This window comes from Candidatus Latescibacterota bacterium, from assembly GCA_019038625.1.
In the GTDB taxonomy this organism is placed as follows: Bacteria; Krumholzibacteriota; Krumholzibacteriia; order Krumholzibacteriales; family Krumholzibacteriaceae; genus JAGLYV01.
Genome location: JAHOYU010000199.1, coordinates 1 through 14,169, shown reverse-complemented (window position 1 = coordinate 14,169; position 14,169 = coordinate 1). Strand labels below are relative to the sequence as shown.

The 14,169-nt window shown below is 45.7% G+C and carries 11 protein-coding genes; all 11 read right to left on the bottom strand.

The annotated features are described in order from the left end of the window. Nucleotides 1-57 precede the first annotated feature (57 nt). Nucleotides 58-1,470 carry a sigma-54 dependent transcriptional regulator gene (locus KOO63_13825; protein ID MBU8922890.1) on the bottom strand — a complete coding sequence of 471 codons (1,413 nt, stop codon included), beginning with the start codon at nucleotides 1,468-1,470 and terminating at the stop codon, nucleotides 58-60. Next, a complete protein-coding gene (locus KOO63_13820) occupies nucleotides 1,442-3,517 on the bottom strand; it encodes a PAS domain-containing protein (GenBank protein MBU8922889.1) in 2,076 nt (691 codons plus the stop codon). Before KOO63_13820 ends, KOO63_13825 begins: the two co-directional genes overlap by 29 nt. Before the next feature lie 102 nt (nucleotides 3,518-3,619). Next, entirely contained in the window at nucleotides 3,620-4,429 is an 810-nt protein-coding gene (locus KOO63_13815) for a sugar transferase (GenBank protein ID MBU8922888.1), read from the bottom strand. Between the two features lie 288 nt (nucleotides 4,430-4,717). Then, a complete protein-coding gene (locus KOO63_13810; protein MBU8922887.1) occupies nucleotides 4,718-6,256 on the bottom strand; it encodes a hypothetical protein in 1,539 nt (512 codons plus the stop codon). An 18-nt stretch (nucleotides 6,257-6,274) separates the two neighbouring features. After that, entirely contained in the window at nucleotides 6,275-7,444 is a 1,170-nt protein-coding gene (locus KOO63_13805; protein ID MBU8922886.1) for a hypothetical protein, read from the bottom strand. Nucleotides 7,445-7,449: 5 nt separating this feature from the next. Continuing rightward, complete coding sequence (locus tag KOO63_13800; protein ID MBU8922885.1) at nucleotides 7,450-8,151, bottom strand: CpsD/CapB family tyrosine-protein kinase; 702 nt, start codon at nucleotides 8,149-8,151, stop codon at nucleotides 7,450-7,452. A 2-nt stretch (nucleotides 8,152-8,153) separates the two neighbouring features. Continuing rightward, entirely contained in the window at nucleotides 8,154-9,818 is a 1,665-nt protein-coding gene (locus tag KOO63_13795; protein ID MBU8922884.1) for a hypothetical protein, read from the bottom strand. Between the two features lie 13 nt (nucleotides 9,819-9,831). Beyond that, a complete protein-coding gene (locus tag KOO63_13790) occupies nucleotides 9,832-10,683 on the bottom strand; it encodes an SLBB domain-containing protein (protein ID MBU8922883.1) in 852 nt (283 codons plus the stop codon). Nucleotides 10,684-10,845: 162 nt separating this feature from the next. Continuing rightward, nucleotides 10,846-11,793, bottom strand: a complete 948-nt coding sequence (locus KOO63_13785) for an SDR family oxidoreductase (GenBank protein MBU8922882.1) — start codon at nucleotides 11,791-11,793, stop codon at nucleotides 10,846-10,848. Between the two features lie 24 nt (nucleotides 11,794-11,817). After that, the gene (locus KOO63_13780) at nucleotides 11,818-13,143 is read right to left on the bottom strand and encodes a nucleotide sugar dehydrogenase (protein ID MBU8922881.1); all 1,326 of its coding nucleotides are present in this window, start codon (nucleotides 13,141-13,143) and stop codon (nucleotides 11,818-11,820) included. A gap of 43 nt (nucleotides 13,144-13,186) precedes the next feature. Further along, nucleotides 13,187-14,169 (bottom strand): sensor domain-containing diguanylate cyclase (locus KOO63_13775; GenBank protein ID MBU8922880.1); only part of this gene is annotated, 983 nt, incomplete at its 5' end.

Genomic DNA, 14,169 nt, shown 5'->3' with positions numbered 1-14,169 from the left:
AGGACTGACATCAGTGCCACACCAAGTAATTTTATCAGGCTATACCGCATTGGTAAATTATTCCTCCATGTTCTGCTCAAAATTCTTTAGCCTGTATCTGAGTTTATCTCTGTTCAATCGAAGTATCCTTGATGCCTTACTCTGGTTATTATTCGATTCATGCATGGCCTTGTCTATAAGCTTTTTTTCCACGCTTCTGATAATCTCTTCGAACGGTATTCCCTCTTCACCAAAGGGTCTGCTTAGCAGAAGCTCTATTTTGTCTGCAATCGATCTTCTTGTGCCTTCCGATCCATCGATCTTGATACTTTCTGGCAGGTGTTCCAGCTTGAGTATATTATCTTCCTCAAGCAGTACTATACGTTCAATGACATTTTTAAGTTCGCGTATATTGCCTGGCCAGGGGTACGCCATTAAGGCCTCATACGCGTCATCGTCGATATCCCTGAAATCCTTGTTGAACTGTTTGTTATATATGCTGATAAAATGTTTGAGTAGGATGAAGACCTCTTCTTTTCTTTCTCTCAGTGGTGGTATATTGATTGGAATGACTTTGAGCCTGTAATAAAGATCCTCTCTGAAATTTCGGCTGGCTACTTCGGCTTCAAGATCACGGTTGGTCGCCGAAATTATTCTCACGCTCACATGGATGTCCTTGGTCCCTCCCACCTTCCTGAAAGACATTTTTTCAAGGACTCTGAGCAGTTTGACCTGTATCGTAAGGCTCATTTCTCCAATCTCGTCCAGAAAGAGGGTTCCTTTGTTGGCTAGCTCGAGAAGTCCCACCTTCTGATTCTTTGCATCAGTGAATGCACCTTTCTCATGGCCGAACAATTCACTTTCAAGCAGTTCCTCGGGTAGAGACGCACAATTAATATCCAGAAAAGGTTTGTCATGGCGAGGACTGTATTTGTGAATCATGTTAGCTATCATTTCCTTGCCAGTACCACTTTCCCCCTGTATAAGCACAGTTGTCGTATCGCTTTTAGCCACAGTCTTTACAATATCGTAGATCTCTTTCATCTTCGGGCTTTCCCCGGGAATATACTTGTTGTCGAAATCGATCTTGACCCTGCGTCTCAGCTGGAACAACTCTCTACTCAGTTTCTGTGAATTCAGACCTTTTTCTATCGCAAGCAGCAGCTGCTCAAGATTAACAGGCTTGCTTACAAAATCGAAAGCCCCTTTCTTTATCGCAGAAACAGCAGTCTCGATGTCTCCGAATGCCGTGAGCATAATCACACAGGCCTCAGGGAGATCTTCCTTGATCTTCTGCAGGACTTCGATACCGTTCATGTCCGGAAGTTTGAGATCCAAAAGGATAAGGTCCGGGAGTTCGCTTCTCGTCAGTTCAAGTGCCTGCTCTCCATTTGCCGCAGTAAGAGCTTCATACCCTTCATCCTTGATAGTTTTCTCTAGAAACATCCTTATCGTGTCTTCGTCATCTACCAGAAGTATTACCGGTTTCAACTTTTCCTCCCTTTACAGGCCGGTTTCTGGGCAGACAAATTGTAAACGTCGTCCCTTTATCCAGCTTTGACACCACACTCAGCCTGCCTTGATGATGCTGTATTATACTGTGTGAGACAAACAGGCCAAGGCCTGTCCCTCCGACTTTCTTCGAGTAGAACGGTTCAAATATCTTTTCAATGTCACTACTATCTATCCCAGGTCCATCGTCAATAACATCGAAACAGATCAGAGAGTTTCCTTTCTCTGAAATCACATCCGGAATATAGCCATTATAAGCTCTCGTCCTTATTATAACACTCCCATTCTCCGGAACAGCTTCAGCTGCATTTTTCAGCAAGTTGATTAAAACTTGTGTCAACTGGTCCGGGTCGACTTCGATATTTGTCAAAGTATCGTCGACATCTTTTTTTAGTTCGATTTTCTTGCTGAAGAAGATTTCGGATACGCTTTTATAACTTCGTTCGATCAAAGCATTGATATCAACATCCTGATAGAGGAGGTCTCTGGGTTTCGCTACCTTGAATAGATCCGTGATGATCCTGTTGAGCCTTTCTACTTCGTGTAGAATAAAGGTTATGTTCTCCTTTTGTTCCTCGGAGAGTCCACCCTTCCTGTCCATATACTGTATTCCCGCTGCTATCCCTGTGAGTGGGTTTCTGATCTCATGAGCAATGGCAGAAGTGAATCTTCCAAGCATGGCGAGCTTGTCGAGGTGCTTGATCTGCTCCTCCATTCTCCTGATATAAGTCAGGTCCATAAATGTAGTAATTACACCTTGGACTTCACCATCGTCACCCATGAGCCTGGATATATATGTTCTTATTGGAATATAATTACCATCGGATCTTCGAATGCAAGCTTCGTAAAACGGTGCAGGACTGTCTTCTTCAATAATATCGAACACAAAGGAACTTTCACTCTCTCCGCTACCGTGGCTTATCAGGCTGTCTATCTTTTTCCCGGAAATGCTGTCCTCATCTTCTCCACAAAGCTCAAGGGCACTTTTGTTCGCCAGTGTTATGATACCTTCCATGTCGCAGACGAACAGGCCGTGTTGAACTCCCTCCAACACTTTCTCCCTGAAGATCTCCTCATGTCTGAGTTCCTGGTACAACAGCCAGTTCTCAATATTTGATGCCACAAGTGAGCCTACCGTCTCGATCGTCACCTGATCGATGTTTGTCAGTGGGGTCGCCCTGAATCCGTCAGTGACGATAATGGCACCAAGGATAGGATTTTCAGGGCATGACAGGCATTCAGGGTGTGTCATGAACTTTTTTTCCGCAGTATCGGACTTTTCATCGTTGATAGAATCCAGGCAGCATTTTCCGTCCAGACAGCATCTATTCCTTTCCGAAGTCATCATCAATGGGACACAGATATAGGAACTCATTGTGCTTCCAGGAAACATCTCGTCCCCTATCGATTCGAAAATCGGGTGCATCGATGCATCTTTTATAAGGAAGGCTTTTCCTGAGACTAACGAATTGAAAACTGCGCCGCCAAGATCGGCGTAGTCAAGATTTATAACTCTTCTAACGAGTCTGTTTGTGTTCTCAACGCATACCATAGACTGGAAGCATTGCTTTTTCTTTCGCAGGAGAATAAAAGCCACCTCACGATAACCCACACCATGGACAAGGTATTCGAATACAGAATCAATTAAATTGGATTCATCAACAGAACTGATTATGCTTCTACCGATCTCCTTGATACTCAGCAACTGGATATTCTTCTCTACAAGTTTAAAAAGAGATCTTTCGAGATCGGTCAGCAAAGTAAGTATCATTCGATAGAATACATCATCATCTACTTCCTTTATCCTTTCCTCGATAATCAGGCCTTCGCTCCTGAGATTGCTCAAGCGTTTATGAATGACTTCGATCTTCTCTCTGTGATTGACCCTGTCCCGATAGGCAAGCACTGCAGTCATGATAAGCCCGACAGGTATCGTTACCCACCTGTATGCAGGCAAAATACAGGCAAACGAGATGAGTGCCGTGTAAAGGAGCGATATCAGTATAAGACCTTGTATTCTCAGCATATAATCACCGTAGGCACAGTGTAATGCGCAGTTCCCCCAAGGTCAAGATTATACGTGTCTAATGATATGAAAATATGTATTTCAGGAGAGTTCCAGCAGGCTTTAACAGGCACCTTTACCCGTAAATACTACAAAAACAGTTTTAAAGAGGATCCTGATCTCATGAAAAAGAGAGAACTGAGAGATATACTTGAGGTCGAACATCAGTTTTCTCTTCATCATATCAAGGGTCTGTGTATATCCATCTTCAACCTGAGCCAAGCCGGTAATCCCGGGCTTTACACGCAGTCTCAAGGGAAATTCGGGGACCTCTTGCCTGATCTGGTTTATAAAGAACGATCTTTCAGGCCTGGGTCCGACAATACTCATCTCTCCCTTGATCACGTTGAGGAACTGAGGGATCTCGTCTATACGCGTCTTTCTGAGAAAACTACCCACTCTGGTGATCCTGGGATCGTTCTTTTGCGCCAGCTTAGGTCCCGATTCTTCAGCATCAGTACGCATAGTGCGGAGTTTGTAAATCCTGAACGGTCTGCCAGCATGAAGGCTTTTGCGTCTGTCAGAGTCGGCTCTGCGATTCAGCCCGCATTCACCTGCCCTGGATCTTCGATCCCTTCTTCGCCGGTTCAAACCGATTCTTTCCTGAGCGAAGAAAACGGGCCCCGGCGATTCCAGCTTTATAATTATTGCTGCAATCATAAGAAGCGGAGACACAAGGATCATCGCCAAGACAGAGAATATAAGATCAAAGCCCCTTTTGATCGAATTTACTTTATTTGGAGTCTGGATGTCAGGATCTGAGACAAGATCACCGAGGATCTCGATCTCACTGTGCATAGGATCGAGTTTCCTGGTATAGAACCCCTCTCTTGCGTTTGATGACCCAGCTATCGATCGGTGAAAGACTACCAAAATCTCCTCCATACCTCCAAAAAAGATACAATCCCCCACGAGGATTTGTCTCTTACCATCGCAAGAAGTGTACCTTTGTTATTAAGTAATAATTATTACAACACTATGCTTTTAACAAATACCCCTATGTGCTTATTATAGCAGAAGTAATGCATGACTTGCAAGGCCTGTGAGTTGTTTTGTCGGTAATGTTTGCTTGTATATCCCCTGATATTCTGGGGTAATTACCCCATATATTTTGTACGGCTGGGTATTATTACGCAGAATATGAGAGCCCGGGACCCGGCCTCACTCAGTCGAAACCTCGTTACTCCTGGACATCAGGCCACCGGAATCAACTACAAAGATCCTGTAATAATACGTATTGCCGATCAGGTCGAGAGATGTGTCATCGTGCCATGTCTTTTCGACATTTGATATTGAAACCACCAGTTCAGAAAATTCCGTTACGCCTGGAGAAGTACCTCTCCTGATATCATACGAAGAAAAATCTGTATCTACATTTATACTCCAGGTGAGTGTGAGCCTGTCATTTCCAACAGCGGAAGGTTCGTCGAGGATTGCAGGTGTCGGAAACATGTCCAGAGTAGTTACTTCGATTTCGTTACTTTCTGATCCCTCGTCGAGATCGTTGACTACGACTATTATGTAATAATATGTTATATTTTCATCGAGATCACTGTCTGGATAACTTGTCTGAGATCTATTATCAAGCCCTCTGATGAAGAATTCAGGCAGTTCCGCTACTCCCTGGCTCGTACTCCGGTATATCCTGTATGCTTTAAAATCATCTTCAGTCGATTCGCTCCAATTAAGCGTTATTCGAGTGTTTGTTATTTCCATAGGATCGAGAAGAGTAACATCCTCAGGCGGATCAGTAAAACTCACCGTCTGTCCTGATTCTACAGCCAGAGACTGGTTTCCTGCGCGATCTACAAACTGACCCGCTACCCCAAGTCCTGTCCCACGGAAACTGACGGGAAAGTTGAACACCCTTTCATAAGAACCATCACCAGCTGTACCATCTCCACCTAATCCATCATCCCTTAGAACTATCGGCTCGGGAAATCCTTCAAGCTCTATCCAGGCTTCTCCGCCAGTCTCATCCCCATCCACTCCGACGAAGAAATGGACTTGAGATCCCAGCGCGAACAGCTCCGGATCAGGAGTAAACGCTACCGAAGAAATAGCAGCATATGAATCCAGGGTCATATCCGCAGAAACTATGCCCGATCCAGTCCCAGTCCCATCCTGAAATGTCGCGTATACAGTTTTGTCGCCATCACCGTCTGTCAGGTTCCATATTCTTGCTGAAGTGTAGATCTCCCAGGAAGCACCGGAAAGATCGGGCAGGTTTGAGATCTTCATCAAGGCTGTAGAAATCGGGGCTGTAAGGGTAAGTAATACTTCGTTGGAATTTGTGATTCCCGCACCGTTATCGATTATTATCGAATAGATCGACGGTATGACAGTCATCTCACGAGAACGAAAACCTTCTATCCCTGTTGACGATACTGCTGAAACTGAATACGTGTATTCCTCACCGTTCACAATATCCTCATCGAGATATTCTGTCTCTGTAACACTGGCCAGAAGAACCATCTCTTCCGATTCAGGTTGTTTGTATAAACGGTACGACACAGCCTCAGGTACTGCGGTCCATGAGATATGGACATACCCGTCTCCGGAATCCAATGACAGCCCTGAGGGCTGAGGAAATGCCGGTTCGCCAGTACCAAGATCGATCTCATCTATATCATCCAGACAACCAGAGATCACAAAACCCACGATAAATATCATAAGAACCGGACCTAGAATCTTTTTCATCTCTTTTACCTCCAGCGATCAGAATTTTACTACGAGAGCCATTCCCCCGGGATCTATTTCCAGCGATGCCGTGGAGGAAGGAATATATTTGTCCAGCGGGAAAAAAGTGTCTATCAGGTTCAGTCCCCAGATACCGCCAAGGAGAAGCAGCGCGGTATCCCTCTCCTTCTTCACCTCTTCGACGTCTTCCCAGAGTCTAGAGGCACTATCTTTGAAGTAATCCCTGTCCAGAGGTGACACGGCATTGTTATACCTGTCGACCTCAGTCTCATAGAGACTCGCAAACTCTTCATAGCTGTTGATCCGGTCCATAGAGTAAAGTCCAGCAGCGAGGAATAATCCCGAAAAAGTGATCCCCCTTGTGGACTTACCCTGGTAGAACTGTCCTCTTCCAGGCCAGATCGAAGAATATATGAATGCTTTGGTCCGGCTTCTGGGAGAGGTGTCAGCCGTCAGAATCGTTCCTCCGGCATCAAGATTCCATGAAGGGGTATTACCCATTAGAATGGGATCCAACAGCATCTGTGCCCCGTAGATGGCCGAAACAAGGATCAATGCTCGTTTCCTGTGTGTGTTTTGAACGTTGACCGCTCTTGAAGAGGCATGGAGCGCTTCGGTTATCCTGGCTCTTTCATCATACGTGCCCGCCTCTTCCAACTCCCTGCTCAGCACGTCGAACCTGCTTTTCATATCCTGGTATTCCAGCTCTTCTACAAGGTAGTAATATCCAGCGCAGACAGATGTGCCCATATCGGCCCATCCAGACAATTTTCGACCTGATCTTATATTTCCCCACCCGGGCACAAGCAGATTTCTGAAGGCAGTGGAACTCCTCGACCCCCTGATCGACACATGGCCAGCATCATCAACATCCAGATAACCTGTCCTGCTTTCAAGCCCCCTTCCTCCCAGAAGTAATTTCCAGGAGTCACCTGGCCTCAAGTCGCAGACCGTCATTGGAAGAACACCGTTAATGGAATAATCAACAGCGAGTTCAAGATGAACCCCGCTACGAAGACTGTTGAAATGAACACACAACGAATCCTGTCCACAAAGCATCGAGGGAGATATGGCAGCCACGAGGATCAAACAAAGCATATGCCTTAAAATCGATCTCATCAGTGAACCCCCGATCCACTTTTCCAGTCTTCTCTGAACTGACGGAAAGGTGCTTTCTTCGATCATCAACTAAATTACTCCTTTTCATCCTCCGTATATCCGTAATATCTGTAATCATAGTAATATGGTAATACTTCCGAAAGGTTGTTGACAACGACACCTAGCAACCTGGCATCTGCATCCATCAGGATATTCTTAGCTCGCAATGCAACATTTCGGGGCGTCATTCCGGCAAGAAGGACCATGACAACACCATCAACAACGCTTGAGATAAGCATCGGATCGCTTACCGGAATTATCGGAGCACTGTCAACGATAACAATATCGTAGTAAAACTTGATCTTGTCGAAGATATCCTTCATCACATCTCCTTCAAAAAGATGTGCAGGAGACTTGACTCTCTTTCCGGCCGGGATGACTTTAAGATTCTCTATCGGAGTATCTTTGATCACATCCATAGGATCGGCCGAGCCTTCGAGGCATTCCAGCAATCCAGGTTCCTTGTCTACATCGAATATCTGATGCAATCGTGGCCTTCTCAGATCTGCATCGACGATAAGCGACTTTTTTCCCCGGAAACGTGCAACTGTAAGGGCAAGGTGTGATGCTACCGTGCTTTTTCCCTCACCCCTGTTCGCACTGGTCACCAGAAAGCTTCTTTTTGGGTTTTTCCCATCGATATGTCTGATATTCGAATAGAGCCTTCTCATCTCGGTAGCGATGGGGCTTTCCTGATCGAATAAGTTATAAATTGTCTGTTTTTCGGTCTCTTCCACCCCTAACCCTCGTCTTTCTTCTCCGACAGCTCGACGCCTATTCCGGAGCTTTTCAGAGCCTTCGCGTACATGTACAGGACTCCGCTCATTATTGAGACAAACAGGAATATCCCAATGATCCATGCGGTCAGCATTCTCCCACGCCTCTTCTTTTCCCAGGCAAAATGCGCGACGGTCTTGGGAACGGTCCCCAGGACAGGCACTTTCATTATTCTCTGAACCTCTTCGACCGTCCTGAATGAATCGTCAGCGTATTCGGTTATCAGTATAGCGCTTAACCCACAAGCTCCTCCAAAGACAAGAGCCAGCAAGATAATCTTCAGCTTGTTCGGTTTAACAGGAATAAAAGACCTTTCAGCCTGTTCGATTATATTTACACGCACACCCAGATTCGTACTTTGCACTGCTTCCGTTATCTGCGCCGAAGTCTTTGACTCTATGAATGCCTGATAAATCGCCCTGTTGGTCTCGACTTCCTGGTTCAGTCTCGTTTCTTCTCTCTCAAGGTGGGGCCGTATGGCTATATTTTCTTTGTGTCGATCGATATACCCCTTGATCTTCCTTTCCCTGCTCGAGTAGTAATCCACCATGAACCTTTGATAGTAATACTCCGTTATAAGAGGTCTCAGGTCGGCCGAGAACTCGCTGTACTCATCAAGGATGATCTCAGAGATCCTCCTTCGCAATTCCTCCCAGATAGTGGAAAAATCCCGTTCTTCCACCGAAACGTTGTCACCAGCGATCAACGAAAGGATCCACTCGTCGCTTCTTGCAAACAATCGGTTCTCGATATTTACGATCGTCTCATCGGAACCTATGCGTTCTGTAGAAGGAACCATCCCGAATATCGAATTGAGTCTTTCTCTAATTCTCCTGAGAGCTATCCTGTTCCTCTCGACTTCAGCTTGAAAAGTCGTTTTTCTGGCATCAGCTATATGAAGGTTCAAAGCATTCACGGGATTAGTCTCGATGTCGGTCGCCGCGAGCTGTCTTTTCACTCTGGAGAGTTCTTTTTCGGCCGTTTCCAGCTTTTCCTTGTAAATTGCAAGCTGTTCGTCACTGAATGCTCCCGCCTGCCTCAGCCCCTGGAGCTTCGACTGCTGTGTGACTTCTATATATTTCTCTGCCATCTTGCTCGCCAGTACATGCGCTGTGCCTGGATCGGAATCCAGAATGCTGATCTTGTAAAAACCAGGGAGAGTATTCTCGACATTTACCTTGTCCCGCAGAAGAGCGACAAGCCTTCTGATCACTCTTTCCTCAAGGGGTAGTCCAGAAGGATTGTTCTTCGAATTCTCTATATCCTGCCTTACATTATAAGACCTGTTCAATCCAAGATCGTATATTACGGTCTCGAGAAATGATCTGCTTCGTAGTCTGGTCTCGATCATGGCTCTGTACTGACGCTCTCTGACGCGCTGCTGCTGTTCCACATTTGTAATATACCTGCCCATAGTCTGCGCGAGAATATTCTGTTCCTCGATGGAAACAAGCGTGGAGGATTCATAGACAGGTGTGAGATAACGAGTGCCGATGGCAGCGATCACAAAAGAAAGGATCACTGGCACTAGAATGTAGAACTTCTTTCTCCAGAATATTTTCCAGTATATTTGCAGATCTATCTTATGCTCGTCCTCATCAGGAACATACTTCCGAACGTTTTCCACCCCTGCCCCCTTCTCAGTTATTCATTACGGCGATGAAAGCCGCAGAAGCCGTCAACGTTCCCAGAAGATATCGGGGGTCGCTGAAAAGGACCCTGAAAATATTTCTTTCCCGGGGAATATTCACGGTATCGTTCGGTAGAATGGTAGGATTCTGCCTTGTGTCCCCAGTATTGAGATAGTCGGCAAAATCGACCTGAATCGTCATCACAGTCCCTTCGGGGAGGTACCTGATGATTTTGACCTTTCTTAGGTCAGCCTGGTCAGTTGGCCCCCCTGCGGCGAGTATTGCATCCGTAAGACTTTTTGTTCCGGAAAGCTTGTATGGGCCAGGATTCGTAACGGAACCGATAACACGTACCGAGCCTGTCCCCTGATACTGAAGCATACGTATTGGAACTATAACTGTATCACCGGGCCTGAGTTCAGGAAGCGATTCGATATTGCCGTTTTCGATCACCTGCTGAAGATTTACAATGAAGGTGCGTCTACCCTCTTCTTCCGCGCGTATTATCCTGACTGTCTCCAGCGCAGCGTCTGGATTCGCGCCTCCCGCTTCCCTGACAGCTTCCCATAGATTAGGATTCTCCCCAAAATCATATTTTCCTGGATTGAGGACCTCACCATGGACATAGATCAACCTTCTGGCCTCTTCACCGACCAGACTCAGCTCTATTCCCTGTACACTTGGATAGATCTCCTGCAAACGTCGTAGAATGATCTGGCTGGCTTCATTTATCAACAGTCCCTCGATCATGATCTCGCCAAGCACAGGTATGAGGACAGTGCCATCCTCGCTGATCGTCAATCTTCTTTCGAGTTCCTGTCTCTCCGGAACAGACATAACGATCCGGTCACCGGCCCGCAAACGGACATCCTGAGCAACAGCCGCACTATTCGCAATGCAGATCATTGTTAGAAAAATAATCAGAATCGCTATTTTTTCTTTAATCCAGTTAATAACGATCACCTCCCTCGACCTTGGCTCTAAGAGTATCTTCTTTTCCTTTACGCTGTAAAGTAAAAAGGGTTACGCGTTGCCTGCCAGATCCTGCCTGTACCACTCGACTGTCCTCTCGAGGCCTGTCGCAAAATCTACATCGACAGAATATCCAAAAAGTTCTTCTGCTTTTGATATATCAGCATGTGAATGTTTAACATCCCCAGCCCTTGTTTCAGCGTAAACAGGTTGAACATCAGCACCTGTCAACTTACTGAGTTCAGTGTACAATTCGTTCAATGTATATTTCGTTCCGCATGCGATGTTCACCATCTGACCTGCAGCCACATCGCAGCGTGAGGCAAGAATATTTGCTTTGACCACATTCTTCACAAAAGTAAAATCCCTGCTCTGCTCCCCATCACCGAATATCGTGGAGCTCTTGCCCTGAAGGAGATTGGATATGAAAATCGGTATGACGGCAGCATACTGAGAAGCGGGGTCCTGTCTCGGGCCAAACACGTTGAAATATCTTATACTGATGGTTGGAAGCCCGTATACCTTTGAATAAACGGAACAATAATGTTCACCGACAAGCTTACTGACAGCATACGGCGACAGGGGCTCCGGAACAATATCCTCTGTCTTCGGCAGCTTCTCCGTCTCGCCATAAGCTGATGATGATGCTGCATAGACGACGCTCTTGACACCTGCTTTTCTAGCTTCCTCAAGCACATTTAGAGTTCCTCTTACATTGACATCATTGACCAGGACAGGATCTTCGATACTTCTCGGAACTGATGCCAGGGCGGCTTGGTGAAGCACATGATCAACACCTGACATTGCTCTCCCGAGAGTATCTGAATCCCTGATATCACCCTTTATGAAATCCAGGCCGGACCTGAATTTTTCAAGGTTTCCCTCATGCCCCGTAGAGAGATCGTCATAAACAATAACATCCTCTTCGAGCGCTACAAGCTCCTCGACAATATTGGAACCAATGAATCCGGCTCCTCCTGTCACCAGGTATCTGGACATTTTTCCTCCAATCAGGAAGCCCCGTCACAACCTCACAATATTTTCATTTTCCAGCTCTTTAAGCACATTTCTCGAATCAAAGATAAGGTCACAATTATTAACGAGTGGATTGTAGTCCACATTGCTATGACCTGTAACTATGATCGCACAATCGATTGACTTCAATTCCTCCGCGTTGTATTCAAACTTTTCTACTGCCTCACCCTCAATATCAATATCCTCGACAAATGGGTCGTACCAGCAGACATCCGAACCTCTCTTCAGAAGAAGGCGGATAATGTCGAATGCGGGAGACTCTCGTGTGTCATCAATGTCACTCTTGTATGAAATACCCATGATGAGGATCCTGGATCCATTCATGCATTTCTTTTTGTTGTTCAGAGCTTCAGCGACCCTGACCACTACCTGCGCGGGCATATCCCCATTGATCATACCTGCGAGTTCGATGAACCTCGCATCGAATCCACTTTGTTTTGCTTTCCAGGAAAGATAGAATGGGTCGATTGGAATACAGTGTCCACCCAGTCCTGGGCCCGGGTAGAACGGCATGAAACCGAAAGGTTTCGTCGCTGCCGCATCTATGACTTCCCACACATTGATCCCCATCCTGTTGCACATCAGAGCAATTTCGTTTACGAGGCCGATATTCACACTTCTAAATGTATTTTCCAGGAGTTTGACAGTCTCCGCGACACGTGAAGAATTAACCGGTACCGGATTCATTCCTGCTGCTGTGTACAGTGCCGCTGCAAGCTCGGTACAGGCCGGTGTTACTCCACCGACTACTTTCGGGATGTTTTTCGTCGTATATTTTTCGTTCCCTGGATCTACTCTCTCTGGAGAGAAAGCAAGATAGAAATCACTGCCGACTTTTAAACCACTCTCTTCCAGTATCGGCATCATCACTTCTTCTGTTGTTCCAGGGTATGTGGTGCTCTCCAGAATGATCAATTGACCTTTATGTATATATTTTTTTATCTCTTTCAGGGCCGCGACTATATATGAAATATCAGGATCCTTGGTCTTGCGAAGGGGTGTCGGAACAGCAATATTGATCGTGTCGATCTCCTGGAGAATAGAAAAATCTGTCGTTGCCCTGAGTTTTCCGGAAGAGACGACTTCGCGGAGTTCTTCTTCGGCCACATCTCCTATATAACTTTCTCCAGCGTTAACCTTTGCAACCTTCGTCTGATCTATATCGATGCCTATAGTCTCAAGTCCTGCTTTTGCGAATTCGACCGCAAGTGGAAGCCCCACATACCCGAGTCCGATCACAGACTGCACAGTTTCCGATTTTTCCATTTTCTCTTTAAGTCCCAATCTAGTACTCCTTTCAAACCATCGAAACATTCTCATGTAAGATTATAACAAACAGGCAAGCACGTCAAAGGTTTCAAGCACGTTCGACGCTATTTAAACTCCTGTATATCTTTATATTGTTTTTGCCCCCGGCTTTGGCCTTGTAAAGCGCACTGTCTGCCCTGTCGATAAGCTGTTCGACCTCAAGGGCATCCTCTGGATAGACGGCAATCCCCAGACTGCAAGTGAGAAGCCCGGACTTCACTCTGTCAAACTTGAATTTCTCGATTGATTTTAGTATCCTTTTTCCCATAGTCTTCGCGCCAGTAATATCTGTCTGAGGTAGAAGAATAGCAAACTCGTCACCACCGTATTTGGCAACTATATCGATATCACGACAATTTGATTTCAATATCCCGGCTATATCCGTGAGAGCTCTGCTTCCGGAAAGATGTCCATTCCTGTCATTATACTCCTTAAGGTTGTCAACATCGAGCATAAGGAAGGAAAACACCTGATTGAACCTCATAGCTCGCTTCATCTCGATCTTGATCGATCTGATCAGGTGTCGATAATTATATATCCCCGTCAATCCGTCAGTAATCGATTCGATTTCAAGTTTTTTATATAGAAAATAATTTTCAAAAGCTATCGCAGCCTGGTTTGACAGGATAGTCAACATATGAATATCGTCATCTGTGAATTCCTTCTGATCCTGGTCATTTATCGACAGGATAATCCCAAAAACAGCACTTTTTGCCATTAGTGGAGCAGATATCACGCTGTTATGCCGGTCCTCATCATGTATATATTCCTTTGCCACAACAGATAGATCAAGATTGAAGACATTGTCCTTACTCCGGGACGATTCCAGTTCCCGCTGAAGCCATCTTGTGATCCCCTTCGATTCAGGCAGTTGTTCAACGGTGACTTTTCTCTTATTCTCGAGATTCTCACCTGTATATTTTATTACTTTGTTATTCTCAAGGAATATCAGATGGACTTTCCTTGTCGGAAGTATATCAAGGGCAGTGTTAATGATCTTGTTAAAGATCACACGGTTATCCTTGCCCAGAC